Origin of the sequence: Pseudochrobactrum saccharolyticum (genome assembly GCF_008801715.1) — a bacterium.
Classification (GTDB): domain Bacteria; phylum Pseudomonadota; class Alphaproteobacteria; order Rhizobiales; family Rhizobiaceae; genus Pseudochrobactrum; species Pseudochrobactrum saccharolyticum.
This window is the reverse complement of record NZ_VZPG01000006.1, coordinates 23,960-49,466: the sequence shown is the minus strand read 5'-3', so window position 1 is coordinate 49,466 and position 25,507 is coordinate 23,960. Positions and strand designations below refer to the sequence as shown.

The 25,507-nt window shown below is 51.4% G+C and carries 28 protein-coding genes and 1 tRNA gene; 12 read left to right on the top strand and 17 right to left on the bottom strand.

Annotated elements, in window-relative coordinates; genetic code table 11:
- Nucleotides 1–25: 25 nt before the first annotated feature.
- Together F7P81_RS15705 and F7P81_RS15700 are read right to left on the bottom strand one after the other, a co-directional pair.
- Nucleotides 26–190 (bottom strand): DUF1328 domain-containing protein, encoded by a 165-nt coding sequence (locus F7P81_RS15705; RefSeq protein ID WP_022711298.1) that lies wholly within the window; start codon nucleotides 188–190, stop codon nucleotides 26–28.
- 149 nt (nucleotides 191–339) lie between these two features.
- The gene (locus F7P81_RS15700) at nucleotides 340–1,137 is read right to left on the bottom strand and encodes a response regulator (RefSeq protein WP_075657367.1); all 798 of its coding nucleotides are present in this window, start codon (nucleotides 1,135–1,137) and stop codon (nucleotides 340–342) included.
- Between the two features lie 279 nt (nucleotides 1,138–1,416).
- On the opposite strand from F7P81_RS15700, the gene F7P81_RS15695 reads away from it, so the two are divergent.
- The 3 genes from F7P81_RS15695 (at nucleotide 1,417) to F7P81_RS15685 (ending at nucleotide 3,155) form a co-directional block, all read left to right on the top strand.
- On the top strand, nucleotides 1,417–1,632 hold the full coding sequence (locus tag F7P81_RS15695; RefSeq protein ID WP_033316082.1) for a NepR family anti-sigma factor: 216 nt from the start codon (nucleotides 1,417–1,419) through the stop codon (nucleotides 1,630–1,632).
- Nucleotides 1,633–1,637: 5 nt separating this feature from the next.
- Nucleotides 1,638–2,186 (top strand): RNA polymerase sigma factor, encoded by a 549-nt coding sequence (locus F7P81_RS15690; RefSeq protein ID WP_022711295.1) that lies wholly within the window; start codon nucleotides 1,638–1,640, stop codon nucleotides 2,184–2,186.
- A gap of 63 nt (nucleotides 2,187–2,249) precedes the next feature.
- Nucleotides 2,250–3,155, top strand: coding sequence for a diacylglycerol/lipid kinase family protein (locus F7P81_RS15685; RefSeq protein WP_151160232.1), 906 nt, complete (start codon nucleotides 2,250–2,252; stop codon nucleotides 3,153–3,155).
- Nucleotides 3,156–3,345: 190 nt separating this feature from the next.
- On the opposite strand, the gene F7P81_RS15680 is transcribed toward F7P81_RS15685, so the two are convergent.
- The 4 genes from F7P81_RS15680 to F7P81_RS17145 form a co-directional block, all read right to left on the bottom strand.
- The gene (locus F7P81_RS15680; RefSeq protein ID WP_022711293.1) at nucleotides 3,346–3,582 is read right to left on the bottom strand and encodes a hypothetical protein; all 237 of its coding nucleotides are present in this window, start codon (nucleotides 3,580–3,582) and stop codon (nucleotides 3,346–3,348) included.
- 104 nt (nucleotides 3,583–3,686) lie between these two features.
- Nucleotides 3,687–4,145, bottom strand: a complete 459-nt coding sequence (locus F7P81_RS15675; RefSeq protein ID WP_116089025.1) for a hypothetical protein — start codon at nucleotides 4,143–4,145, stop codon at nucleotides 3,687–3,689.
- A gap of 1 nt (nucleotide 4,146) precedes the next feature.
- A complete protein-coding gene (locus F7P81_RS15670) occupies nucleotides 4,147–4,476 on the bottom strand; it encodes an ElaB/YgaM/YqjD family protein (RefSeq protein WP_028233720.1) in 330 nt (109 codons plus the stop codon).
- A 266-nt stretch (nucleotides 4,477–4,742) separates the two neighbouring features.
- Complete coding sequence (locus F7P81_RS17145; RefSeq protein ID WP_022711290.1) at nucleotides 4,743–4,901, bottom strand: hypothetical protein; 159 nt, start codon at nucleotides 4,899–4,901, stop codon at nucleotides 4,743–4,745.
- A gap of 499 nt (nucleotides 4,902–5,400) precedes the next feature.
- Here F7P81_RS17145 and exbB point away from each other — a divergent pair, with 499 nt between their 5' ends.
- Genes exbB through F7P81_RS15655 form a run of 3 tightly spaced genes read left to right on the top strand, consistent with a single transcriptional unit; the run spans nucleotide 5,401 to nucleotide 8,087 of the window.
- A complete protein-coding gene (gene exbB, locus F7P81_RS15665) occupies nucleotides 5,401–6,630 on the top strand; it encodes a tonB-system energizer ExbB (protein ID WP_425499964.1) in 1,230 nt (409 codons plus the stop codon).
- Nucleotides 6,631–6,635: 5 nt separating this feature from the next.
- The gene (exbD, locus tag F7P81_RS15660) at nucleotides 6,636–7,154 is read left to right on the top strand and encodes a TonB system transport protein ExbD (RefSeq protein WP_151160231.1); all 519 of its coding nucleotides are present in this window, start codon (nucleotides 6,636–6,638) and stop codon (nucleotides 7,152–7,154) included.
- Nucleotides 7,155–7,196: 42 nt separating this feature from the next.
- Nucleotides 7,197–8,087: an energy transducer TonB family protein gene (locus tag F7P81_RS15655; protein WP_075657369.1), complete on the top strand. Its 891-nt coding sequence runs from the start codon at nucleotides 7,197–7,199 to the stop codon at nucleotides 8,085–8,087.
- A gap of 69 nt (nucleotides 8,088–8,156) precedes the next feature.
- Here F7P81_RS15655 and dut read toward each other — a convergent pair whose 3' ends face one another.
- Both dut and F7P81_RS15645 read right to left on the bottom strand, forming a co-directional pair.
- The gene (gene dut / locus F7P81_RS15650) at nucleotides 8,157–8,639 is read right to left on the bottom strand and encodes a dUTP diphosphatase (protein ID WP_022711286.1); all 483 of its coding nucleotides are present in this window, start codon (nucleotides 8,637–8,639) and stop codon (nucleotides 8,157–8,159) included.
- A gap of 208 nt (nucleotides 8,640–8,847) precedes the next feature.
- Entirely contained in the window at nucleotides 8,848–9,324 is a 477-nt protein-coding gene (locus F7P81_RS15645) for an Lrp/AsnC family transcriptional regulator (RefSeq protein WP_075657370.1), read from the bottom strand.
- Between the two features lie 128 nt (nucleotides 9,325–9,452).
- Here F7P81_RS15645 and F7P81_RS15640 point away from each other — a divergent pair, with 128 nt between their 5' ends.
- Nucleotides 9,453–9,671, top strand: a complete 219-nt coding sequence (locus F7P81_RS15640) for a DUF6356 family protein (protein ID WP_022711284.1) — start codon at nucleotides 9,453–9,455, stop codon at nucleotides 9,669–9,671.
- Nucleotides 9,672–9,767: 96 nt separating this feature from the next.
- Nucleotides 9,768–10,592: a class II glutamine amidotransferase gene (locus tag F7P81_RS15635; RefSeq protein ID WP_116089021.1), complete on the top strand. Its 825-nt coding sequence runs from the start codon at nucleotides 9,768–9,770 to the stop codon at nucleotides 10,590–10,592.
- Between the two features lie 6 nt (nucleotides 10,593–10,598).
- On the opposite strand, the gene mbfA is transcribed toward F7P81_RS15635, so the two are convergent.
- From mbfA to F7P81_RS15620, 3 genes are all read right to left on the bottom strand, one after another.
- Nucleotides 10,599–11,582, bottom strand: a complete 984-nt coding sequence (mbfA, locus tag F7P81_RS15630) for an iron exporter MbfA (protein WP_022711282.1) — start codon at nucleotides 11,580–11,582, stop codon at nucleotides 10,599–10,601.
- A 94-nt stretch (nucleotides 11,583–11,676) separates the two neighbouring features.
- On the bottom strand, nucleotides 11,677–12,168 hold the full coding sequence (locus tag F7P81_RS15625; protein WP_210307673.1) for a GNAT family N-acetyltransferase: 492 nt from the start codon (nucleotides 12,166–12,168) through the stop codon (nucleotides 11,677–11,679).
- A 135-nt stretch (nucleotides 12,169–12,303) separates the two neighbouring features.
- Nucleotides 12,304–14,487, bottom strand: a complete 2,184-nt coding sequence (locus F7P81_RS15620) for a malate synthase G (RefSeq protein ID WP_151160230.1) — start codon at nucleotides 14,485–14,487, stop codon at nucleotides 12,304–12,306.
- 520 nt (nucleotides 14,488–15,007) lie between these two features.
- On the opposite strand from F7P81_RS15620, the gene F7P81_RS15615 reads away from it, so the two are divergent.
- Nucleotides 15,008–15,565 (top strand): HNH endonuclease, encoded by a 558-nt coding sequence (locus F7P81_RS15615; RefSeq protein ID WP_022711279.1) that lies wholly within the window; start codon nucleotides 15,008–15,010, stop codon nucleotides 15,563–15,565.
- Between the two features lie 23 nt (nucleotides 15,566–15,588).
- Here F7P81_RS15615 and F7P81_RS15610 read toward each other — a convergent pair whose 3' ends face one another.
- Together F7P81_RS15610 and F7P81_RS15605 are read right to left on the bottom strand one after the other, a co-directional pair.
- Nucleotides 15,589–16,119 (bottom strand): disulfide bond formation protein B, encoded by a 531-nt coding sequence (locus tag F7P81_RS15610; protein ID WP_151160229.1) that lies wholly within the window; start codon nucleotides 16,117–16,119, stop codon nucleotides 15,589–15,591.
- Nucleotides 16,120–16,200: 81 nt separating this feature from the next.
- Nucleotides 16,201–16,791: a YqaA family protein gene (locus F7P81_RS15605; protein WP_022711277.1), complete on the bottom strand. Its 591-nt coding sequence runs from the start codon at nucleotides 16,789–16,791 to the stop codon at nucleotides 16,201–16,203.
- Between the two features lie 276 nt (nucleotides 16,792–17,067).
- Between F7P81_RS15605 and F7P81_RS15600 the strand changes: the two genes are divergently transcribed.
- Nucleotides 17,068–17,152: transfer RNA gene (locus F7P81_RS15600), tRNA-Leu, on the top strand.
- Nucleotides 17,153–17,290: 138 nt separating this feature from the next.
- The gene (locus F7P81_RS15595; protein ID WP_170265301.1) at nucleotides 17,291–18,070 is read left to right on the top strand and encodes a glycosyltransferase family 25 protein; all 780 of its coding nucleotides are present in this window, start codon (nucleotides 17,291–17,293) and stop codon (nucleotides 18,068–18,070) included.
- A 5-nt stretch (nucleotides 18,071–18,075) separates the two neighbouring features.
- Here F7P81_RS15595 and F7P81_RS15590 read toward each other — a convergent pair whose 3' ends face one another.
- On the bottom strand, nucleotides 18,076–18,963 hold the full coding sequence (locus tag F7P81_RS15590; protein ID WP_151160227.1) for a LysR family transcriptional regulator: 888 nt from the start codon (nucleotides 18,961–18,963) through the stop codon (nucleotides 18,076–18,078).
- Between the two features lie 129 nt (nucleotides 18,964–19,092).
- On the opposite strand from F7P81_RS15590, the gene F7P81_RS15585 reads away from it, so the two are divergent.
- Entirely contained in the window at nucleotides 19,093–19,950 is an 858-nt protein-coding gene (locus F7P81_RS15585) for an EamA family transporter (RefSeq protein WP_151160226.1), read from the top strand.
- Between the two features lie 3 nt (nucleotides 19,951–19,953).
- On the opposite strand, the gene F7P81_RS15580 is transcribed toward F7P81_RS15585, so the two are convergent.
- From F7P81_RS15580 to secA, 3 genes are all read right to left on the bottom strand, one after another.
- Complete coding sequence (locus tag F7P81_RS15580; protein ID WP_151160225.1) at nucleotides 19,954–21,075, bottom strand: GNAT family N-acetyltransferase; 1,122 nt, start codon at nucleotides 21,073–21,075, stop codon at nucleotides 19,954–19,956.
- A 2-nt stretch (nucleotides 21,076–21,077) separates the two neighbouring features.
- The gene (locus F7P81_RS15575; protein WP_183956657.1) at nucleotides 21,078–22,493 is read right to left on the bottom strand and encodes a lipopolysaccharide biosynthesis protein; all 1,416 of its coding nucleotides are present in this window, start codon (nucleotides 22,491–22,493) and stop codon (nucleotides 21,078–21,080) included.
- A gap of 133 nt (nucleotides 22,494–22,626) precedes the next feature.
- The gene (gene secA / locus F7P81_RS15570; RefSeq protein ID WP_151160224.1) at nucleotides 22,627–25,347 is read right to left on the bottom strand and encodes a preprotein translocase subunit SecA; all 2,721 of its coding nucleotides are present in this window, start codon (nucleotides 25,345–25,347) and stop codon (nucleotides 22,627–22,629) included.
- Nucleotides 25,348–25,507 lie beyond the last annotated feature (160 nt).

Below are 25,507 nucleotides of genomic sequence, written 5' to 3'. Positions count from 1 at the left end.
TTCGGATCGTATTGCTTTGCAGCATTTATGCTTTCCTTATGATGCTGGCGATCAGTGACAGCAACAGTAAGCCGAGGAAAATAAAGAACAGAATTTGCGCTATGCCTGTTGATGCACCGGCAATACCACCAAAACCCAAAGCACCGGCGATAATGGCGATAATCAGAAAAACTACAGCATAATATAACATGTCAACCTCCTCTTGCAGGCAGGTAAAGAATTGCCCGCTTTATGGAATGACCGGATTTTTGAAGGTCATTGCATGTTAAAATAACGCCCGTTGCGGGTTTTGGTTCCGGCTAAAGCATTTTCAGCTCAAATCCCTGTTCAATTTGCCAATTATGATGCTCTTGCCAGCGAACCTTCTTCAAAAAACAGCGCCTGACTGATAAGCGCCTTCACCATATCCGGATTGAACGGTTTGGTAACGAGGAAGGTCGGTTCCGAGCGTTCTCCTGTCAGAAGACGTTCCGGGAACGCGGTAATGAAGATAACCGGAATTGTATCACTTTTGAGAATATCATTGACCGCATCGATGCCTGAACTGCCGTCTGCAAGCTGAATATCCGCCAGAACCATCGACGGTTTTTCTGCCTTATAAAGTGTCAGCGCTTCCTGATGGGTGCGGGCGATGCCCACAACTTCATGTCCCAGCGTCTCCACCATCTGTTCAATATCCATGGCAATCAGCGGCTCATCTTCGATAATCAGAATGCGGGTGGCAACGTGGCGGGAAATCTGCTCCGAGGCTTCCGTCAGCAGAGCTGAAAAACCGGCTTCGTCTTCCTGCATGATCTCTGCGGCTTCTTTTTCATTAAAGCCTTCAACGGAAACCAGAAGAAAAGCCTGACGCGAACGTGGAGTCAGCATTGCCAGATTATTTGCGGCCCGTTTTTCCCATGCATGCTGAGAGTCGGTTTCCGGAATTTCGACAGAAGTACGGTCGAAAATACTGGAATAAAGACGATAGAGCGCTATCTTATCGGATGAGGCCTCAGGAAATACAGAAATATCATCGATCAGAGTTTCGAGAATTGCTGCAACATATGCATCTCCGGCTGACTGAGAGCCGGTCACGGCGCGCGAGAAACGGCGCAGATATGGCAAATGTGGTGCAATACGCGTGGACAATGACATTGAATGCTCCATTTATATGGGCTGATAGGATTACAGCCTGTTTATGGTTCTAACGGCTGACTATAAAAATTGTTCCTGTGTTTGGGAACTAATTATTCACGCCCGCATTATGACTTGGATACAGCGTCTCAATCGGGCAGGGTTTTAGTGCTTGAAACAGGGCCGCACCAAGGCCGCATCAAGATCACATCAGAGCCGCAGCTGAGCTCTGGTGGCATTAACCGGAATACGACTGAGATGACCAACACTAAGAAACCGCTTCAGGATCAAGACAACGCTATGACCTCATTTTCGCGCGATTTTTCCGCGCAAGGCAGCTCGCAGGCCGGCAGTTTGAATAAAGGCGATGAACTGGGACCCAATTCCGAGATCGGTTCCAAATTGCGTGCTCTTTATTCCAGTATTCAGGATGAAACGATTCCTGACCGTTTTCTTGATCTTTTGGAGAAACTGGATCAGGCTGAACGTAAATCTGCTTCTCATTCAAGGAATTGACAGGAATGGCGGAGGAGAGAGACGAATTCAAGCGGCTGATGCTTGCGGCCCTGCCGGGCTTGCGGGCTTTCGCGGTATCTTTATCAGGTCAGCAGGATAAGGCTGATGATCTGGTGCAGGATACGATTATGAAAGCGTGGGGCAAGCGCGACAGTTTCGAAATGGGCACCAATATCAAAGCCTGGCTGTTTACGATTTTGCGTAATGAGTTTTACAGCCAGATGCGTAAGCGCGGCCGTGAGATACAGGATACGGACGGGTTGTATACGGAGCGGCTGGCCGTTCATCCGTCTCAATACGGATCGCTGGATTTGCAGGATTTTCGCAAGGCTCTGAACGAATTGCCGGATGATCAGCGTGAAGCCATTATTCTGATCGGCGCTTCCGGCTTTTCCTATGAAGAAGCTGCGGAAATCTGTGAATGTGCTGTCGGCACAATCAAGAGCCGTGTCAGCCGTGCGCGTGTCCGGCTGCAGGAATTGCTCGATGTTAAAGGTAATTCTGATTACGGCCCCGATGATACGTCGTCCCAAGTGACGATGCGCTCTTTCTAAACGGTTTTTGCGATCATCAGAGTGTGACCGAATGATTAGCTGTCATCCGGAGCGGAGATTTATTTGAAGATTATTGCTGTTCTCAACAGTCAAAGCGGCACTTTGCGGACGATGGATATTGATGCGTTTATTGATGACGCATGTGCTGCTTTTGCTGCCGAGGGGCACGAACTGTCCTGTGTGCTGACAGATGGTGATAATATTCTTGCCGCTTTGGAAAAAGCCGCACAAAATCATGATTATGATGTGCTGCTGGCCGGTGGCGGTGACGGCACGATTTCTGCGGCAGCTGCACTGGCCTGGCAGAATGATAAAATTCTGGGCGTGTTGCCAGCTGGTACGATGAACCTCTTCGCCCGCTCACTGAATATTCCGCAAAATGTTACTGAGGCCATTCACGCACTGGCAAAGGCTGGTGCTGAAAATGTTGATATCGGTACCTGTAACGGCCAGTCCTTTGTGCATCAGGTGGCGATAGGTCTCCATCCGATGCTGGTCAGATATCGTGAAAAATACAGCTATGCCTCGCGTTTGGGGAAAATTCTGGCGAATTTCCGCGCTATGGGGCAGCTGATTACCCATGTACCGCGCGTGAAAGCGGTTGCGGATATTGACGGGCGCGCAGTCAAAGGGGTGTATTCTGCCCTTGCCGTGTCGAACAATCCTTACGGAGACAGTGTGCTGCCCGTTGCACCGGATGTGCAGACAGGACATCTCGGTTTTTATCTGGCAAAGCCTCTTCCCGTCAGCGGTATGCTTAAGCTGTTCTGGGATATTGCGCGCGGACAGTGGCGCAGTAATCTGGCGATTGAGGAAGACCATGCCCGTTCAGTTCAGCTGACAATCCTCAATCATAAAGCGCATCAGTATATGTCTGTTGACGGTGAATTACTGCCATTACCGGCCGAGCTGGATATTCGTATTCATCCGGCGGCATTGCGCGTGCTGGTGCCGCAGAGTGAGAACTGACTGGTCAGAATTGGCGAGCGCATGAAAACACCGCACAAATCGCTTTGTGCGGTGTTGTTTATAGCCGGAGCAATCAGAGTGTGACGCGTTTAATTGTATCCACTGCGCTCGCTCTGTCTCCTTGTGTCGCGCATGTCGTTATCGGAAAACCGGTGCCCATTTTTCCGCGACATGGTCTGGCAGAAATGCTCTAAAGCGTTGCTGCTCCGGTCTCATCCGAACTGACACCGAGTGTTTCCAGTGCAAGTTCAATTTCCCGCAGGTCCTTGTTCAGCCCGTCATCAGGGTCCATGCCGCCTTCTGTTGCGGCGCGCTGAAGATCGCGCGCATCTTCCTGAAGTTTCAGAATAGCAGCAGATTTATCCAGATTGGTGAGGGACATATCTGCGAGGATCTCATTAAGCTGTGCTTTTGTTGAACTGGTCATTAATGGTCTCCTTAGGGTTTGGCTTTGCGGACTGAACTCCTTGACCCGAACATTGCGGCCCTAACACTGCGGCCCTAAAACTGCGAAGGGAGAGGGGGCGGAACTTATCCGCCCTGATCCTGCTTTTTATTGCCGGATTTTTTGTCCCGCGACAGCAATGTCACTGCAATCAGTCCTGCAAGCGGTACTGCTAAAGTTAAAAGCGGTTTTTTGAGCAAGGTCGGCACGGCGGCAACCGCTGCTGCTGTGAGCGCTGCATTGGTGTCAATCGCAGCGCGTCTTTCTTCTAGACGGCGTTTCTCGGCCTTATCCATCACGCGGTTGACGATATAGGCAAGGATCGCCAGCACCACACAGCCAGTTGTGATCATCAGAGCTGCGATAATCAGACCGTATTTCATCATGAGAATGAAAAAGACTGCGAGGAGCAGAAAGAACGCACCTGTGAGCAGCGCCACGGCCATAATCGCATAGAGAATGGCACTGCGTTTGGCGCGCTGCGTTGCGGCCTGCACTTCGCTGCCGATAATGGCTGAAATGACCGGTGTGAACAATTTCAGCATATCAGCGCCGTGTCAGAGCTGCGAAAAGATAACCGAACGCGGCTGCCAGAGCGATCGATGTGACCGGACGTTCCTGAACATAATCGGTGACCTGTTGCTCAAGGGAGCAGGCACTGTCCTTCAGAGAACTCAGAGCATCTTCGCCCTGTTCATAAATATCCTGATAGGCATCGGATGCATCTTGTCTGGCCTGATTGATTTTTCGTGAGCCCATTTCTGTCAGTGTTGCGGCAATCGATGCAATATCTTCTTTAAGCTGGGCAATCTGTGCCTGCAATTCTGCTGTGCTGTCGTCCTGAATGTCATTTACGATTTTGGTATCACGAGCCATGGATGCCTCCGGAAGCTGAAATTTCAAATGACTGAGCAATTTCATTTTCTTTGAGACTGCTCAGTCATATTGTCTGGGTTCAGAAATATAACGTGGCTTTAACGTAATGGTTCCGTGCATTCATCGCCAGAGAGCAGTTGCCGGTCAGGATGATATTCAGCTGCCAAGGTTAATTGCCACAGTTTCCAAATTCAGACCATGCGGAAGCAGACAGGCATATGCCGGGCATAGCCTGTATTGGAAACCTGAGAGAAAGTGCAGGAGTGTCAGGCAATCATAAGAATGAGAGCTGCAATCAGAATACAACCGGCTGTCACATAAAAACCGGTACGTAAGACCGCGTTTTCCTGTTGTTCCGGTTCATAAGATCCCGCCATTGCGGTACGGGCGGCAGTTTCAATGGTTTGCATGTCTTTGTGCAACATCTACTGTCTCCGGAGCATGATGATATTGGTGTCAGTCAATAACGGTATGCACTGCATTATGCGGCTTTAATGCGTCAGGTTTATGATTGTTCCTTGTCAGGATCTTAATATTTCCCTGATTATCGGGTTTGCGCTCAAACTTGTTTCAAATTGTCATATTATGGTTTTGCCGTTATAGTGCCCTCATAATCTGGAGCTGCGACTCACCGGAGCTGCATTGCGGATGTGAGAAATCCTTGCGACAGTGATGAAATTCGTAAAACATCCGTTTGTTTTGGTGAATAACTTCCGCTTTCCGGTCAAATAGCAGCAGAATGACGGGTTTTTTTAAAACATGACTTGCGAAGTCATGTTTGATGGTTGTATTGCATAACCCGAAAAAGGCAGTTGCTGGTTGATGCAGCACATCCGCATACATGCGGAGCAGGTTGATCCTGTACAGGCTGGAAATAATACAGGCCGGCTGTCCCTGATAATGAAATGCAGTGAGGTCGTCGCGGTGGTTAAGACAGTGTCCAAGGCAGCAATATCATTCAAGACAGGATTGTCAGCTTTCATTCTTTCCGCATTTCTTGCGGGCGGTAATGTGCTGACACTTTCAGCGCCGGTTATGGCGCAGGAAGCGCAGCCACAGCAGACTGCCCCACAAACCTCTCCGGCAACACAATCTGCGCCTCAGGCAGCGCCATCTGCTCCTGCTGCAGCGCCTGTAGCGCCAGCGGCACAGGCACCGACGTCCGCTCCGGCCACATCTTCTCCTGTCAATGAGCCTGCTGCCTCGCAGCCAGCCACAGGCACTGCTGCTCCGGCAGCAACAAATCCGGCTCCGGTCAATCCCGCAGCTCAATCCTCTCAGTCCGCGCCGTCTGCCGTAACGCCTGCGCAAACAGAACCTGCCGGTCAGCCGGTCAGTATTGCACCGGAAGTCGGTCAGTCTCAGGTTGCCGCACCGGTTCGTACTGCTGATAACGGCTTGCAGATTCCGCATGATCTTTCCCCTTGGGGTATGTTCATGGCTGCTGACTGGGTTGTTAAAGCCGTTATGATCGGTCTGGCGATTGCATCATTGGCCACATGGACAGTCTGGCTTGCCAAGACACTGGAAATTACCGGTGCCCGCAGCCGTGCACGCCGCGCCTTGAAAGAAGTATCTCATGCGGACAATCTGGCCTCTGCAGTGCAGGCACTGGATAAAACCCGTGGTCCCGGTGCGCATCTTGTCCGTGCGGCACAGGAAGAAGTAACACAATCTGCATCTGCTGCCGCCTATGTCGGCGGGGAAGGCCTGAAAGAACGCGTTGCTTCCCGTCTCAGCCGTATTGAAGCCGGTGCAGGACGCCGTCTTGCCAAAGGTACCGGTATTCTCGCAACAATTGGTTCTGTTGCACCATTTGTCGGTTTGTTCGGTACTGTATGGGGGATTATGAATTCCTTTATCGGTATTTCCGAAGCGCAGACCACCAATCTGGCTGTTGTGGCACCGGGTATTGCCGAGGCGCTTCTGGCAACAGCTATCGGTCTTGTTGCCGCTATTCCAGCAGTGATTATTTATAATATGTTTGCCCGCTCGGTGACCGCCTACCGCCATCTGCTGGCCGATGTGAGTGCCGGTGTTGAGCGTCTTGTCAGCCGTGATCTGGATATGCGTGCAGCCCGTGACATTGTGCAGAAACAGGCAGCCCGTCAGAATGCGGCTCAGACTGTTCCGGTCACGAAAGCAGCGGAGTAAAGAATATGGGCAGCCGTTTGCGTGAAGATGCCGGTGATGACCTGCAGGAAAGCCATGAAATCAACGTAACGCCGTTTATCGACGTGATGCTGGTGCTTCTGATTATCTTCATGGTGGCAGCGCCTCTGGCAACCGTTGATATTAATGTTGATCTGCCTGCGGCAAGTGCTACGCCGCAGCCACGCCCTGACAAGCCGGTTTATCTGACGCTGAAGGAAGATCTGAGCCTTAGCCTTGGTAATGACGCGGTAAATCGTGATTTGCTGGCGCCGACACTGGATCGTCTGGCGGCAGGCAATAAAGACACGCGTATTTTCCTCCGTGCAGACAAGACTGTCGGCTATGGCGAGCTGATGAATGTTATGAACCTGCTGCGTGAGGCCGGTTATCTCAAAATCGCGCTGGTCGGTCTGGAAACGCTTGGTGCGGGTGATGCAACCGGTGCGCCTGCAGCGGGATCACCGGCAGGTCAGCCTGAAGCTCAAAGCTCGGGTCAGACTTCGGGCCAGAATGCAGGAGAGTGAGACGTGAAGGAATTACCGATCGATCATCCGCCGGTTCGGGGTATGAAAAACGGTTCCGCAGTTGAACCGTCATCCGGTCTCTGGAAAGATATGGTGCGCTGGCTGGGTGCCGGTGCCGCCGTGCTGATGGCGCATGCAGCCGGTGCTTATGCTCTACATGCATCAGTACCGGAAATGGTGCCGGATGGTGAGCCGCCTGCAGCGATTATGATGGAGCTTGATCCGGTTCCTCAGGCACCGGAAGTGGAAGAAGATTCCATTGCCCCTTCTGCCGAGGCTTCTCAGAATCCCGATGAAGCTGAAATCGAACCGGAAAAACCGGTTGAACAGGTTGAAGAAGTAACGCCTGAAGAACCTGTTGAAGAGCCTCAGGAAGTGGCTGAAGCTGAGCCGGTAGAAGAAGAAGTTCCGGAAATCATTGAAGCGCCTAAGCCTGAAGTGGTTCTGCCGAAGGTTGTTGAAAAACCTAAGGTCGAAAAGAAAGAACCAAAGCAGGAAAAGCCTAAAGAAAAGCCGAAACCTAAAGAAAAAGCCAAGAAAACTCAGAAAGCTGAGCAGACACAGGCCGCTTCCGCACCGCAGATCAATGCGAAGAATTCTTCCCGCGTTGCGGCTAATGCCAATCGCCAGAGCTCGGCATCTGCCGGTGTCAGTTCGGCAAAATGGCAGTCGAAAGTGCAGGCACATCTTGAGCGTAAGAAACGCACAGCACAGCGCAAGCTTGGACGCGGCGATAAAGGTATTGTGCAGATTGCTTTTGTGATTGATGCAGGGGGCAATGTATTGTCTGCCCGTATTTCGGGGACATCGGGCAATCCGCAAGTGGACCAGGCTGCTTTGACAGCTGTGAAAGCGGCTTCACCGGTTCCGGCACCGCCACCGGCAATGGCAGCTGCACGGATTCCGTTTCAAGTGCCTTTCAAATTCAACTGATATAACAGCATAAAAAAGCCCCGCATGAGTTTCATGCGGGGCTTTTTTATTTTCAGCTTTACAGCACTCTTATTTATGGCCGGTTGAGCCAAAACCACCGGCACCGCGTTCGGTTTCGCCGACTTCTGAGCGTTCTTCTATTTCAACCTGCACAACAGGAGAAATCACCGCCTGCGCAATGCGCATGCCGCGCTCGATGCGGAAATCATCATCACCGAGATTGATCAGCAGGACTTTGACTTCGCCGCGGTAATCGCTGTCGATGGTGCCCGGAGTGTTCAGGCAGGTGATGCCATGTTTGAAAGCCAGACCGGAGCGCGGACGGATTTGCGCTTCATAACCTTCTTCCAGTTCAAAAATCAGGCCGGTCGGCACAAGTGTACGGCGACCCGGCAGCAGCACGATCTGGCGGTCTTCCGGTACGGCAGCACGCAGATCAACACCAGCAGAACCTGATGTTTCATAGGCCGGCAGATCAAGGCCTGCAGCATGTTCAAGACGGACAATTCCGAGCTTCGGGCGGCTGGATGATGAAGGGGAATTGGCAGACATGATAAACCCTTTTCAGCAATATATGATTTAAAATGAGCACTAAACATATTGAGGCCCTTTTTGAAAGAGCCGTATGCTTTTTTCAAAAATAATTAGAGCGGTTCCGGTTAACATTGCATCGGTAGAACCGCTCTAACTCTTTGTTTTACGCGTATCTTATTCGATAACCGCTTCGCACTTTTTGGGATACGCTTTAGGGGCTCTTTTCTTATGGTGTGTAACCGAAAAGCGGGATTTCCGTGCTGTCCTTAATTTCTTCCATTACGAAGGACGCAGAGACATCTGATAGCGGCACACGGGTGATGAGTTTCTGATAGAGCCGGTCATAGGCTTTCATATCTTCAATGCGGGCACGGATAATATAATCAAGATCCCCGCTCATGCGATAAACGCCGACAACCTCTGTCAGCGATGTGACTGCCGCGCGAAATTGTTCCAGCCATTTCGGATCATGATTGCTGGTTCTGATCAGCATGAAAACGGTGAGGCCAAGGCCGAGCTTGTCGGCATCCACGATTGCAACACGGCCTTTGAGAATGCCGTCATCTTCCAGCCGTTTCAGCCGCCGCCAGCATGCATTGCGCGACAGGTGGATACGGGCGGAAAGCGCGTCTACCGATAGAGTGGCATCTTTCTGTAATTCCTGAAGGATGCGGCGGTCTGTTTCGTCTATATTATGTGCCATATAGGGATAATTGTCCCAAAGATTTATATTATCAAGGATTTTTTGAGACAAAATATGCGTTTGGCGGTGTTAGTATTTTAAATCAGAAACCTATCTTGCTGATTTTAAAATTGATAACGGGGAAACTCATGCAAACCAAAATTTCACGTCTGTTTACGGAACATCCGGCATCCGTCAACGAAACCTATTTTGAACATATGGCTTTTGCGGGCAAATTTTCATTCAAGCTTTTTGCTGCCGCTTTTGCAGCTCTGATCCATGCAATTTTGCCATTTTTATTCGACAAAACAGCCAGCACTATTGTCGCGAAGCTTTATGCCAAAACGCATAAGCGCGCGGCTGAATAGTGAATTGTTAACTATAGTGGCGGAAGATCACTGTTGTAACCGGCTATAAATAACGGCAGGTTCCTATCTTTCGCTCACTTGTCAGAGTGTGTTTTCATGTGCCGCTGGGCTGCGTATTTCGGATCTGATCTGTATCTTGAAGATATTATCACTTCGCCTTGTCATTCGCTGATTGCGCAAAGCCATCATGCGACTGAGGCGAAAACCGCGACCAATGGCGATGGCTTTGGCGTGGCGTGGTACGGCACGCGCGAGGAGCCGGGATTATACCGCGATCTTCTGCCTGCATGGTCTGACCAGAATTTGCGCAGTCTTGCGCGCCAGATTAATTCGCGCCTGTTTCTGGCGCATGTGCGTGCTTCCACCGGTGGTGAAACCAGCCGTGCAAATTGCCATCCGTTCGTGTTTCAGCGCTGGAGCTTTATGCATAATGGTCAGATCGGCAGTTTTGACCGTTTGCGCCGTCCGCTGGAGAGTTTGCTGCCGGATGCGCTTTACAGCCATAAATCGGGTTCGACCGATTCAGAACTCTTCTTCCTGCTGATGCTGCATTTCGGGCTGGATGATGATCCGCTCCGTGCTCTGACGCGCACTGTCGAGACAATTTATGAGGCTGCGGAAAGTGCAAAAGTGCCGCCTTTTATCCGTCTGACAGCAGCATTCTCAGATGGTCATTCACTGTTTGCAGTACGCTATGCCAGCGATACTTATGCACCAACGCTTTACACCGCCAAAATGGCATCCTCTACGGGAATATGTGTTGTTTCTGAGCCGCTGGACGGTGTTGCAGAAAACTGGATGGCGGTGCCGCGCAATAGTTTTGTGACCATTAACAAGCCCAATCATATCTGCATTGAGCCGTTTATGGACGAGCAGTCTGTAGTGAAGCCTGCCGCAACGCTTGCTGTTGTGGCAGGCTAATTTTTATCAGGCATTACCGATAAGAATACCGGCTGCGAGCACCAGTGCACCACCGAGTACGACCTGAAAGGCTGCACGCATGAACGGTGTTTCCATGAAGCGGTTCTGGATATAGGCAATCGCCCAGAGCTCGACAAAGACGACGAATACCGCAATGCCGGTTGCAGTCCAGAAGTCGGTAATCAGATAGGGCAGGGCATGACCGAGGCCGCCGACAGTGGTCATAATACCGCTGGCAAGGCCACGTTTGACCGGCGAGCCACGGCCTGAAAGTTTGCCGTCATCATGGGCAGCTTCTGTGAAGCCCATGGAAATACCGGCACCGACGGAAGCAGACAAACCAACGAGAAATGTTTGCCATGTATCCTGCGTGGCAAAGGCCGCGGCAAAAATCGGTGCCAGCGTGGAAACCGAACCATCCATCAGACCTGCGAGGCCTGGCTGGATATAGGTCAGGATCAGTTGTTTGCGCTCACCGGCACGTTCTTCATCCTGCACATTATCCGGCGTCAGTTTTTCTTCCAGATGATGGGCGCGTTGCTCATGATGTTTTTCTTCCAGCGCCAGATCACCGAGCAATTTACGCGTGGCAGCATCGGAAACACGCATGGCTGCCTGTTCGTAAAAACGTGCAGCCTGCTCCTCCATCTGTGCCGCCATATTGCGTACTTTATCGATGCCGAGCGGGCGCACCAGCCAGTCGGGCTTGCGTTCATAATAACCGCGCACATGCTCGCGGCGGATCAGCGGAATGGTTTCGCCGAAGCGCTGGCGATGCAGTTCAATCAGACGTGCACGGTGATTGTGCTCTTCCTCGGCCATCGCCTCAAAAATTTTCGCCGATTGTGGGTAAGCCTCACGCAATCCGTCCGCATAGCTGAGATAGATGCGGGCATCATCCTCTTCGGAGGAAATGGCAAGTGCCAGCATTTCCTGTTCGGAGAGACTTTCAAAAGACCGGCGTGACGGCGAGAAAAGGGAGGAGAACATGGAAGTTCCTTTTTAGAATTGTTCTAAATTTAATAGTTTGGAATAATTCTAAAATCAAGCTCCTTTTGCAGAGCTTGACCAGATTAGTGCGTGTTCAGAGAATGCGTTGCATCAGTACCAGATCAAGCCAGCGGTCGAATTTTCGGCCGACCTGCGGCAGAAGACCGGTTTGTGTAAAGCCGTGTTTTTCATGCAGACGAAGAGAAGCAGTATTCTGCGCTTCAATAGCGCCAAGAAGGACATGGATATTATTGCCCGCTGCATGTTCCAGCAAGGCGCGCATTAGTCTGTCACCGGCACCTTTGCCGCGCGCATGACCGGCAATATAAATCGAGAGTTCTGCCGTATGTTTATAACATTCAAAAGCACGAAAAGCGCCGTAGCTGGCATAGCCGAGCAGCTCGTCCCCCTCTGTCAGCACCAGTACCGGAAAACCCGCGTTTTGGCGCGATGTCAGCCATTCCGCACGGTTTTGTAAATTGACCTTCTGGCTGATGAAAACGGCCGTCGTATTGGTAATCGCATCATTATAAATATCAAGGATTGCGGGCAGGTGGGTGGTGTCAGCGTGCTGTATGGTCAGCATGATCGGCCTCAAAGCATTTCCAGCAAAAGTGTGAAGCGGTTTTGCGTAGGATAATGCGCAAAAACAAAAATAAAAGTGGCGGACAAGAAGATCTTGTCCGCCACTTTTATGCCGCTTGTGAAAAGCGTCAAGAATTTATTTTTGGGCAGCTTTGAACTGCAAACGACGGGCATGGAGAACCGGCTCGGTATAGCCGTTTGGCTGCTCGCGGCCTTTAAAGACCAGCTCACAGGCTGCCTGAAAAGCGATAGAGCCATCAAAATCCGCAGCCATCGGCTGATAGGCTTCATCACCGGCATTCTGCGCATCTACCACGGCGGCCATGCGCTTCATAGTTTCCAAGACCTGTGCTTCGCTGACAATGCCATGATGCAGCCAGTTGGCGATATGCTGTGCCGAGATACGCAAGGTTGCACGGTCTTCCATCAGGCCGACATTGTTGATGTCCGGCACTTTGGAGCAGCCAACGCCCTGATCGATCCAGCGCACAACATAACCAAGAATGCCCTGTGCATTATTGTCGATTTCTGCCTGCACATCTGAAGGTGCCCAATTGGTGTCACGGGCAACAGGAATGGTCAGAATGTCTTCAAGCTTGGCTTTTGTGCGGGACTTGAGCTGGTTCTGCACAGCTGCCACATCAATCTTGTGATAATGCGTGGCATGTAATGTTGCTGCTGTCGGGGACGGCACCCATGCGGTATTGGCTCCGGCTTTCGGATGGGCGATCTTCTGCTCCAGCATCGCCGCCATCAGATCCGGCATCGCCCACATGCCCTTGCCGATCTGTGCATGGCCGGTCAGACCACAGGCGAGGCCGGTATCCACATTCCAGTTTTCGTAAGCTGCAATCCATGCCGCCTGTTTCATCTCGCCTTTGCGGATAACAGGTCCTGCTTCCATAGAAGTATGGATTTCATCGCCGGTACGGTCGAGGAAGCCGGTATTGATGAAGAAGACCCGTTCTTTGGCAGCACGGATGGCTTCTTTGAGATTCACCGTCATGCGGCGCTCTTCATCCATGATACCCATTTTCAGCGTATTCGGCTTAAGACCTGCCAATGCTTCAGCGCGAGCGAAGATTTCTGCGGCAAAGGCGACTTCTTCCGGCCCGTGCATTTTCGGCTTCACAATATAGACCGAACCGGTGCGGGAATTGAGATGCGTGCCTTTGAGTTTGCCGTCCTGCGTACCGATATCGTGGAGCGCAATCACTGCGGTGAAAGCTGCATCAAGAATGCCTTCCGGAATTTCATTGCCTTCGCTGTCGAGAATGGCAGGATTGGTCATTAGATGACCGACATTGCGGATCAGCAACAGTGAGCGGCCAGGCAAAGTGAGGGTGGAGCCATCCGGTGCGGTATAGCTACGGTCGGCATTGAGCTTGCGGGTGATGGTTTTACCGCCCTTGTCAAAGCTCTCCGACAAAGTGCCTTTGAACAGGCCGAGAATGTTGCGATAGGCCAGAACCTTATCGGCAGCATCAACTGCTGCAACGGAATCTTCACAGTCCTGAATGGTGCTGAGAGCAGATTCCAGTGTGATATCGACAATATGTGCCGGATCGGTCTTGCCGATGACATGAGCGGCATCGCAGCGGATCTCGATATGCAGCCCGTTATTCTTCAGAAGCACGAGGGAAGGGGCAGATGCATCGCCCTGATAGCCTGCAAAGCCTTGGGTATTTTTCAGGGATGCAGTTTTGCCGTTACCGAGTGTGAGAACAAGCTGGCCATTGGCGACAGAGAAACCGGTGACCTCATCCCAGCGGCCATCGCTCAGCGGGGTGGCTTCATCAAGAAATGCTTTTGCCCATGCAATAACTTTTGCGCCGCGCACAGGATTATAGGCTTTGCGTTTTTCCGCGCCATTGTCTTCGCTGATAGCATCTGTGCCGTAAAGCGCATCATAGAGCGAACCCCAGCGCGCATTGGCAGCATTGAGCGCATAACGGGCATTCATGACAGGTACAACAAGCTGCGGACCTGCAAGGCTGGTAATCTCACTGTCTACATTGGCAGTGGTGACCTGAAAATCTTCACCTTCCGGCAGGAGATAGCCGATTTCGCGTAAATAAGCCTGATAGTCCGCCATCGCGTAATTGCGGTTGGCTTTGTACCATGCGTCGAGTTTAGCCTGAATATCATCACGCTTGGCAAGCAGGGCTTTATTGCGGGGCGCCAGCTCTTTGACCATGCCGGCAAGGCCGCTCCAGAAGGCATCTGCCGCAATGCCGGTTTCCGGCAAGACTTCTCTTGTCAGGAAATTGCTCAGTTCCTGATCAACCTGCAGACCTGCATGTTCAATACGACCACTCATCACTCGCTCCCTGTCTGATCTCTGTGCTAACCAGCTTGTCCTGCGCAGCTTAGTCTGAACGGGCGGCAATGGACAAGCACGGTTACGGCTTTGTTTTGTCAAAGCTGTCAATGCATGTTTACATAATTGTCTACAATATTCAAAGCCGATAATGCGTATAATCAAACACTGTTTACGCTGTCTGGTCTGAATTCCTTATCAAAGCACGGAATTTTGAAAGCCGAGGGCTGATTTTGTTACAGGATTATCCATCGGCAGCATGAATAGAAATTGACTGATAAACAGTCTGGCTTCACAATACTGACATGTCCTGCTTACATATTATGACCGGTAAAAGCATTCGTTTTTCACGTATCATTCTGTCAGGTACATTGAAGAGTGAAGCGCCTCAAAAAATATAGCTGGCAGAGACGGAATGGAATGCAAGCAGGGTAAACCGCGTGTTTGCTCTGTCTCTTTGAAGCCGCGTTTTGCAATCGCATGAACCGCAGTGTTGCAAGATGCACAAAGGAGGTGTTTCTTGAACATTGCCGCATTTGCCGGCAAATTGCCGGCACTGGTTCTGAACGCGGATTTTCGTCCGCTCAGCTATTATCCTTTATCCCTCTGGTCGTGGCAGGACGCGATCAAAGCTGTTTTTCTTGAGCGCGTAAATATTGTTGCGGAATATGATGCGGAAGTCAGCTCTCCGACTTTTTCCATGCGGCTGCCAAGTGTTATTAGTCTTAAAACCTATGTAGCTCCGCCGACCTATCCGGCGTTTACACGATTCAATCTGTTTCTGCGGGATCGTTTTGAGTGCCAGTATTGCGGCGCGCATCATGAACTGACATTTGACCATGTTATACCGCGTTGCAGCGGCGGCGAAACAACCTGGGAAAATGTGGTCGCTGCCTGTTCTCCGTGTAATTTGCGCAAGGGTGGCATGATGCCTGCCAAAGCGCAAATGTGGCCGCGACAAAAACCCTATATGCCGAGTGTTTTTGATCTGCATAAAAACGGCAGGCGGTTTCCGCCGAACCATTTGCATGAAAGCTGGATGGATTATTTATACTGGGATGTGGAACTGGAGCCGTAAAGATACAGCTCCGGTTTTTTAGATCACGCTTTACGGGTTTTGAGCGATGCGCCGTAAAAGGCAATGATGGCGAGGATCAGCGAAGCAACACCATTCCATCCGGCAAAGGAAATACCGAGGAAGCGTCCGGCGGCAACATCGCAGGCGGCCGGTTTAACCGCATTGAGATCACCAAGCAGATTGCCTGCGCTGGTGGTGATGGATACTGCACCGGTTGCGCAATCAGCAGGACCTGCCCAGAATTTCCATTCCACACCCGAATGATAAATCGAAAGAATCAGGCCATAGGTCATCAGCAATCCGGCGATCAGCAGGAAAAGACGGGTCAGTTTTTCCGACTTTCCAAGCGCTGCCAGCAATGCACTGAGAAGCATCAGCGGTACGCCGATATAATAGGGAATGCGCTCTTCAAGGCATAATTTGCACGGCAGATAACCGCCAATATATTGAAACGCCAGTGCGGAGCCCACGACACCGGCCATGCTCACCGCAAGGAATGCTGAAATAAGCGTATGTTGCGAACGGGTTGTCTGAGCAGTACCGGTTGAAGACACAGGAAAATCCTTGTTGCAAAAATCAGTTTAAACCCAGCTCAGCCATGACCTTATGGCATAAACATGGCTGCCTGATGCTTTTTAGGCGTGAAGATATTTGACGACCATAAATAACAGAATCAGGATGACAGCAACCGTGGCCGCGATCAATCCGAGACGCTTTTCAATGAAGTTGCGGATCGGTTCGCCAAAGCGCTGCAACAGCCATGCCAGCAATATGAACCGTGCGCCCCGGGTGATAATAGCTGACAGGATAAACAGCCAGATATTGACGCCTGCGGCACCGGAGAGAATGGTTACAACTTTCATCGGCGGCAGATGAGACAGGCCGGAAGTGATGAGCAGCAGCAGAATCATATCGGCGCTGGTGCTGCCGCGCATGGCTTCGAATGTATCGAGCTTGCCGTAAAAATGCAGAACCGGCTTGGCGACGGTTTCATAGGCATAATGGCCGATATACCAGCCAAGAATACCGCCGAGCACGGACATGACCGTGGCAATCAGTGCGTAATGCCAGACTTTTTTCGGGCGGGCGATACCCATCGGTACGAACAGGACATCTGCGGGAATCAGAAAGACCGAGCTTTCGAGAAAAGCGATGACGGCCAGCCATGCAGCTGCGGATTTGCGCGCTGCAAGGGAAATGGTCCAGTCGTAGAGTTTGCGCAGCATGATGGCCTCTGTCGGTTCTCAGCAATTATGATGGTACGGCCAAAGCCATGCGGAATTTTGATGCTGTGTGTAAAACGAAAAACTTCGCAGGGCAATGTGTGCCGGAATTCGTTATGAATGGTTTTACAATCCGTGAGCAAAGGCTGAATTTTCTGCGCGGATGAATTTTGTTGAAATAATTTGAAACAAACAGGTTTTGCAGTTGACGGGAAGGTGGTTCTCACTATATTTCGGCGCACCAGTGCAGCGCTTTGAGTATGAAGTGCCTGCGAATGTGCGGGTGTGGTGGAACTGGTAGACGCGCCGGACTCAAAATCCGGTTCCGAAAGGAGTGTCGGTTCGATTCCGACCACCCGCACCACTTTTCCCTGACAAAATTTCGCCGTAACGTTCCTTCACTTTTTTACCGTTAAACCTGAGTAAAATTTACCTAATATCTCTTGAAAGATATGCGGACATATTTTACCGAAATAGAATATTCTCTAGGGCGGAAATTGCAGTGAAAGCCTATTTGATTAATCTGGATCGTTGTCCTGAACGCTTGGTGCGCATGCAGGAGCAATTTGCCAAAGCGTCAGTTCCTTTTGAACGTGTCGCGGCTGTGGATGGCAAAAATCTCAGCGATCAGGAGTTGGCGTCCATCATTCGCATACCGTCCTGGAAAGAGCCTCTGACAAGAACAGAAATCGGTTGTTTTTTGAGCCACCGGAAATGTCTGGAGCTCATAGCGCAGGGTGAAGATCGTTTCGCAGCAATTTTTGAAGATGATGTAACCCTGTCGAAAGACACGCGGCAGTTTTTTGAATCCACAGACTGGATTCCGGACAATGCCGAGCTGATTAAAATTGAAACTCAGGGCAAAAAAGTTCTGACTGACAAGCCGGTTGTGACAATTGCCGGTCGCTATACAGTGGCACAATTGCGCAGCCAGCATATTCTTGCTGCCGGCTATATTGTTTCCCGTGATTGTGCGAGAAAATTACTGTGCCGTATGAATGATGCGGCCTCGCCGATCGATCATCTCCTCTTTACGCCATCCTGTGGTTTCTTCCCGCAAATGACGGTTTATCAGGTCAGTCCTGCAATTTGCATGCAAGCGGGGCTGGAAAGCACATTGAGTCCTGAGCGGTCCTCGCAATATTGCCCGCCGGCCAAAATGCAAAGGCTGAAACGTGAAGTGAAGCGAGTGTTTGTCCGTGGTAAAACCGGTTTATGGGGACTTTACATCAATTGTTTCACAAAGAAGCGCTGGGGACGCGTTCCGGGCGCCCGTGACTGATTTTCTCAACTTTCGAGCTTTTCGCTTAAGAAATCGAGAAATACCCGCACCTTGGGTGCCAGATACTGACGAGACGGATAAAAGGCGTAAATGCCGGTTGTCATCTGCTGCCAGTCGTCCAGTGCTGTAACCAGTCTGCCTTCAGCAAGATCATTTTGTACATAGCTGAGCGGGATCAGGCTCAGGCCAAAACCGGCGCATAAAGCATCGCGTACTGCAAAGCTGGATGAAACAATATAGCGTCCGGTCACCGGTATGCGCTCTGTTCGTTCTCCTTTGCGGAATTCCCATTCATGGACATGTCCGGACAGGCTGTAGCGGATACAGTTGTGGTGACGCAGATCCGCTGGTTCCTTAGGCTTACCGTGCTTTTCGAAATAAGAAGGCGAAGCGCAAACCACATGATGGAGTGTGGACAGGCGTCTGCTTATGAGGCTGGAATTTTTCAAACTGTCGCTGCCTTTGACGGCGATATCATAACCTTCCCTGACAATATCAATCTGCCGGTCATCAAGGTTCAGTTCCAGTGTGATCTCAGGATAGCGCTCTAAAAATTCCGGTATGAACCGGGACAGACTGACAATCGTCATGGTCAGCGGTGCCGTCACGCGCAGCAGGCCGGATGGCTGATTATTATGTGGTGTCAGCGAGCGGTCGGCTTCTTCAAGCTGTTCGATGATCGGGGCAATCTGCTCATAATAGATCGTGCCGGCTTCTGTCAGGCTCATGCGTCGCGTGGTGCGGTTGAATAGCCGGACTTTCAGATGGGATTCAAGCTCACCGATGCTTTTTCCGACCGCTGCCGCAGTCAGACCGCTTGCGCGTGCAGTTTCGGCAAAACTGCCCAGTTCAGCGGTTTTGCGGAAGAGACGTAATGCGCTGAGCTGATCCATATCTTGCCTGTAATCAAAATATTCAAAACTTTTAGTTGGTAATATAATCGCAAAACAAGAAATTATCATCTCCAATAATTGTAATTATGGTGCGCTGTACCGGCATATGAGAACTTATGGAGACTGTATATGACATCGACACGCACGGATTTGCTGCTGACAGCATTGGCACCGGCGATCTGGGGCAGTACCTATATTGTCACCACGCAAATGCTGCCTGCCGGTTATCCGATGACAGTCGCGATGCTGCGTGCTCTGCCTGCAGGGCTGGTACTCTTGTTGCTTGTCCGCCAATTGCCGCAGGGTATCTGGTGGCTGCGTGTGTTTATCCTTGGTGCGCTGAATTTTTCATTCTTCTGGGCAATGTTGTTTGTCGCTGCCTATCGCTTGCCCGGTGGTGTTGCAGCCACCGTGGGGGCTGTGCAGCCGCTGATAGTCGTGTTTCTGGCGCGTATGGTACTGGGAACAAGATTGCGCATTGTTGCGGTTGCTGCTGCTCTGGCAGGGATTGTCGGTGTGGCATTGCTGGTGCTGAAGCCTGACAGTGCTCTGGATCAGACAGGGATCATTGCGGCGCTGGCCGGTGCATTTTCGATGGCTGCGGGCACGGTTCTGAGCCGCTACTGGCAGCCGCCGGTCTCTCCGCTCACCTTTACCGCATGGCAGTTGACGGCCGGTGGTTTGTTGCTGGTACCGGTGGCCTTGTCGCTGGAACCGGCTTTGCCGGTACTGACACTGACAAACTGGCTCGGACTGATTTATCTCGGCCTGATCGGCGGTGCTGTCACCTATCTTTTGTGGTTTCGCGGATTGGCACGGCTGGAATCATCTGTCGCTGCTTCACTCGGTTTTTTAAGCCCGCTGACCGCTGTGATCCTTGGCTGGGGGCTGCTGGGGCAGCAGCTGAACTTGTTGCAAATCACAGGTATGGCGATTGTGCTGTTCAGCGTCTGGCTCGGGCAGCGTGTACAGACGCGTAAAATTTGACGTTTAGCGTTTCAGCCGTTTTTGCAGGCGGGATTTGATGTGGCGTAATGCTGAGCGCAGGCGGTCATAGCGGTTGAGCTGGCGGGCTATTTTATACACGCTCTGCTGGCTTTGGGCGCTCAGGCCAAGAATGATCGTGCCGAAACTCTCGCGCTCATGAAACAGGCGCGACATAACCGGATGATCGGGAATGGCGCAGGAATCGGTGATGCGCAATGCCGGATTTTCGAGATGGTTTTTCAATACTTCAATCATCAGCAACACACCGGGGGAGTAGGCGCGCAGAGCTTCGTCATAGGCGGTTTTCCACGTCCATGCCTGATCCCCCTGCACAAAGACCACAAGGCTGGCAATGAGCCTGTCATCCAGTGTCAGGGTGTGAATGCGTACCAGATCACGCTCGGTCAAGGCGCGGACAGTTTTACGGGCAAAATCCGCATCAGCCTGTTTGCTCAGAAAAGCCGTGCCGCGTGTGCCTTTCCAGCCCGCAGCTTCCAGTGACAGAAAGTCATTGAATGCATTTTTGATCGCCGTTTTACCTGTAATAATGCGGTACTCCAGACTGCCTGTTTCGGACAGTCTGCGCCACAGGCGGCGATATTCACGACGATGATTTTTGCCGATTGCATTGGTTAGATAGGTTTCTGCATCACTGCCATTAGACAAAACCGGACGCTCTTCCTGTCGCGTAATGTGAAAAGGCAGATTTTTGCGCTGTGCCAGTTCTTTGATCGCAATTGCAACAGGGGCTTCGAGATTGATATCCGGCAGAATGAGCGTATCCGGTAACCCGCGCTCCGGTTGCTGTAATACAGCCAGCGCAGTTTCCAGAGTGTGTGTCGGATTGCCTGCAGCGATTAATGGTGTGCCTTGCGTGGCATAGATATTGCTCCAGCCGCAAAGTGACTTTTTAAAACCAAGTCCGGCACGGGTTATCTGAAAGGGCATCAGAAATGCGGTTTCAGGACCATCGGTAAGGAGTAATGCGCAATCATCGGATGCGAAATGCGCAAGTGCTGGATGCAAAAAATCCGGATGATTGAAAATATTTGCTTCTGCAACAGATGGGATCTGCAAATTTTTCAGATGCTCAAGAGCTTCAGCTTTCTGCAAGATTTGCATCATGATTAATCTCCGGCACGGCGGGCTGAAGGGGCAAACACAAACATTGTGATACCCAGACGTTTATAAACCACAAAGGAGAGGGTGGCTGCTTCTGTGGCCATAGCGCAGACCGTGGCAATTGCTGCGCCACTCAAGCCCAGAAGCGGGATCAGGGTAATGTTCAGCGCGATATTGACGATCAGTGCCAGCGCATAGAGCAGCGCGCAGATATTCTGATTGCCGGACATGGAGAGCAGGCTTTCGCAAGGGCCGACACTGGCACGCGCAATCACCCCGAAAATCAGGATGAACAGCAGCGGATAGCCTTTGGTGAATTCATGGCCGAACAATGCCAGCAAAGGCCAGCCGGCGGCCAGCAACAGAATACCGAGCAATAAAGACGGCCAGAATGTCCAGCGGGCGGAGTTGCGGGCGAAATCGTTGAAGGCCTGTCTGTCGCCGCCATGCAGCAGCTGGGAATAGCGCTGTGCCACACTGGATTTGACGGCAAAATAGACGAAATGTGCCAGTGCCAGCACTTTGGTGACCGCAAAATACAGCGCTACACTGTCCGGTTCCATCATGCGGCCGACCATCAGCACATCAATATTGATGAGCAGGAAGAAGAAACCTTCAATGAGGAATATCGGCAGGGATACCCGTATCCATTCCCGTAAATGATAGGTTCCCGCACCTTTTGGCAGAACTGTTGCAATGCGTTTGCGCAGGAATAGTTGTTGGCTGATGACGGTCAGCGCAGTGCCGGAAAAGGCTGCGATAAGTGCTGTGGTGGCTTGTGGCTGCCATCCTGTCAGCAGCAGCAAGATGAAGATCAGCAACATCATCAGCGGGCGGAGAATATAGCCGGGGCTGAGTGCTGCCAGAATCCAGCCCTGTGAGCGTGCTGTGCCGTCATAAATATTGCCGAGCGCAATCGCCGGAATACAAAGAATGCCGATAAGGAAAGCAGGCCAGTAATAGGGCGCAAATTGCGCACTCAGACTATTGAGAAGAACAATTGCAATCAGGGTAATGATGCTTGCGCTGATGAGCGCGAAAACGGGGCCGGTGCGCAGAATACCGCGTGCATCATCTGTTTGATTTTTCTGCAAATATTGCGGAACATAGCGGATAATCGTGGTGTGGAACCCGAAACAGGCGAGGTCGCCGAGAATAAGCGTAACCGTCCAGACAAGGACATAAATACCGAATTCAAAACTGCCCATCAGACGGGCCAGCACAACCTGACTGAGTAGTGCCAGAGCCGCACCGGCAATACGAATTGCAAAAGCAATCAGCGAAGAGCGTTTGGCCTGAGCCTGCTCATCCTCACCGGAGAACAAGCCGTCTACCCGCTGCAAAAAAGGACGCAACTGTTCTGCCCGTTTTGCAGGCAGGAATCTTTCAGCCAGTGATGTGATCTGAAATTTTGCAGGCAATGCGTCTCTCGGAAAAACTTTGATATGCAGCTGTTGTTGCACAGAATAGTTTAAAAGTCAGTCTATGTGCTTACCACAAAAGAAAACACCGCCTGCGAAGACAGACGGTGTTTTTATTCAGTGGTCTTATCGTTTAAACGAATGCGCCGTGGCAATGTTTGAACTTCTTGCCGGAGCCGCAAGGGCAGGCTTCGTTACGGGCAACACGACCCCATGTCGACGGATCAGCCGGATCACGGTCTGTCGGATCAACAAAGCGGTCGCTGTCTGCCAGACGCGGGCCTTCAGAACCTTCGCCGAAATCATCTTCACCTGTGGTGCCGTCAATATGGTGGCCATGCATTTCAGGCAGTTCCGGCTGCGGTTCTTCACGCATGATTTCCACACGCATCAGCTGCGATGTCACAACTTCACGCAGGTTGGACAGCATGGCCTGAAACAGTTCAAAACCTTCGGTCTTATATTCGTTCAAAGGATCGCGCTGGGCATAGCCGCGGAAACCGACAACGGAACGCAGATGGTCAAGATTGACCAGATGCTCGCGCCACAGATTGTCCAGAGACTGCAGGATAACGGATTTCTGCACATAGGCCATGATCTGCGGGCCGAAGCGCTCTGCACGGTCCGCAGCAGCCTTATCCGCAGCTTCCTTGATACGCTCTTCGATCTGCTCTTCAGCAATACCTTCTTCTGCCGCCCATGCATCCACCGGCAGGTCGAGATTGAGGACTTTGAGTACCTCTTCCTTCAACTCCGGCACACGCCATTGTTCGGCATAGGCATTTTCAGGAATATGGGCACGCACCATATCCTCGATCACTTCATGGCGCATTTCATCGACCGTTTCGGTCAGATCTTCTGCATCCATCATTTCCAGACGCTGTTCGAAGATCACCTTACGCTGATCATTCATCACATCATCATATTTGAGCAGGTTTTTGCGGATTTCAAAGTTGCGGGCTTCGACTTTTTTCTGAGCCTTTTCCAGCGCTTTGTTGATCCATGGATGCACAATGGCTTCGTCTTCTTTAAGACCGAGCTTCTGCAGCATGCTGTCCATACGGTCAGAGCCGAAAATGCGCATCAGATCGTCCTGCAGGGACAGGAAGAATTTCGACTTGCCCGGATCGCCCTGACGGCCGGAACGGCCACGCAGCTGGTTGTCGATACGACGGCTTTCGTGACGCTCTGTCGCCAGAACATAAAGACCGCCGGCAGCCAGTGCCTGTTCTTTCTTCTGAGCGATATCCGCTTTGATTTCCTGAATCTTGGCATCGCGCTCAGGACCGGCAGGTACATCCGCCAGTTCCACCTTCACGCGCATTTCCAGATTGCCGCCGAGCTGAATATCGGTACCGCGACCGGCCATATTGGTCGCAATGGTGATCGCGCCCGGAACACCGGCCTGTGCAACAATATAGGCTTCCTGCTCGTGATAACGGGCATTCAGAACCTGAATATTCTTCACTCCGTCTTTTTTCAGACGTTCAGCCAGAATTTCGGATTTTTCGATGGAAGTTGTACCAACCAGAACCGGCTGGCCTTTTTCGTGGGATTCACGAATATCGCGGATGATGGCTTTATATTTTTCATCAACCGTACGGTAAACTTCATCATCGGCATCAATACGGGCAACCGGCAGATTGGTCGGGATGGTTGCAACATCAAGGCCGTAAATATTGCCGAATTCTTCCGCTTCCGTTGCCGCTGTACCGGTCATACCGGCCAGTTTTTTATACATACGGAAATAGTTCTGGAAGGTGATCGAAGCCAGTGTCTGGTTTTCCGGCTGAATCGTTACTTTTTCTTTGGCTTCCAGTGCCTGATGCAGGCCTTCGGAATAACGGCGGCCCGGCATCATACGACCGGTAAATTCGTCGATGATGACCAGTTCGTCATTACGGACGATATAGTCCTTGTCGAGCTGGAACAGCTTATGGGCGCGCAGGGCGTTGTTGAGGTGGTGAACAACAGCCACATTCTCAACATCGTAAAGGCTTTCGCCCTTCAGGTGGCCTGCAGCTTCCAGCAGTCTTTCGATCTTTTCTGTACCGACTTCGGTGAAGATCGCAGTCTTCTGCTTCTCGTCAACTTCGTAATCTTCCGCTTGCAACTGCGGAATGAAAGTGTCGATCAGTGAATAGAAGTCTGAGCGGTCTTCCAGCGGGCCGGAAATAATCAGCGGGGTACGGGCTTCGTCGATCAGGATCGAATCAACTTCGTCGACGATGGCGTAGTTATGTTCGCGCTGCACCATCTGGGCGCGCTCATATTTCATATTATCACGCAGATAATCGAAGCCGAGTTCGTTATTGGTTGCGTAGGTAATATCGCAGGCATAGGCCTCGCGACGCTGATCGTCATCAAGGCCGTGAGCAATCACGCCGACAGTCAGACCGAGGAAGTTGTAAAGCACACCCATGGTCTGCGCATCGCGGGTGGCGAGATAGTCGTTGACTGTCACGACATGCACGCCTTTACCTTCAAGCGCATTGAGGTAAACCGGCAGGGTTGCCATCAGGGTTTTACCTTCACCGGTGCGCATTTCCGCGATGGAGCGGTCATGCAGCACCATGCCGCCGATCAGCTGCACATCAAACGGGCGCATACCAAGTGTGCGTTTCGCCGCTTCACGCACCGTGGCGAAAGCATGAGGCAGAATGTTATCCAGTGTTTTGCCGCTGCTAAGCTGGGCACGGAATTCATCGGTCTTAGCCTGAAGCTCAGCATCGCTTAAGCCTTCATATTGTTTCTCAAGCGCGGTAATTTCTGCTGCGCGAGGACGAAGGCCTTTGATGCGACGCTCATTGGATGAGCCGAAAATCATACGGGCGAGACCGCCAAAGCTGACCATCGCTGGTCCTTTCTTAAATCTTCAGCCAAGTGTGTCGCCGCCTGCGCGGCGCTCTGTCATCGGCTTTATTTGTTTATGCGAGACTTATGGCAAGAAAACACGCTGTCGAAAAGACATTTCGCGCAATTTCTCTCTGGCAGCTCTCTGGACGCAAAGCCGA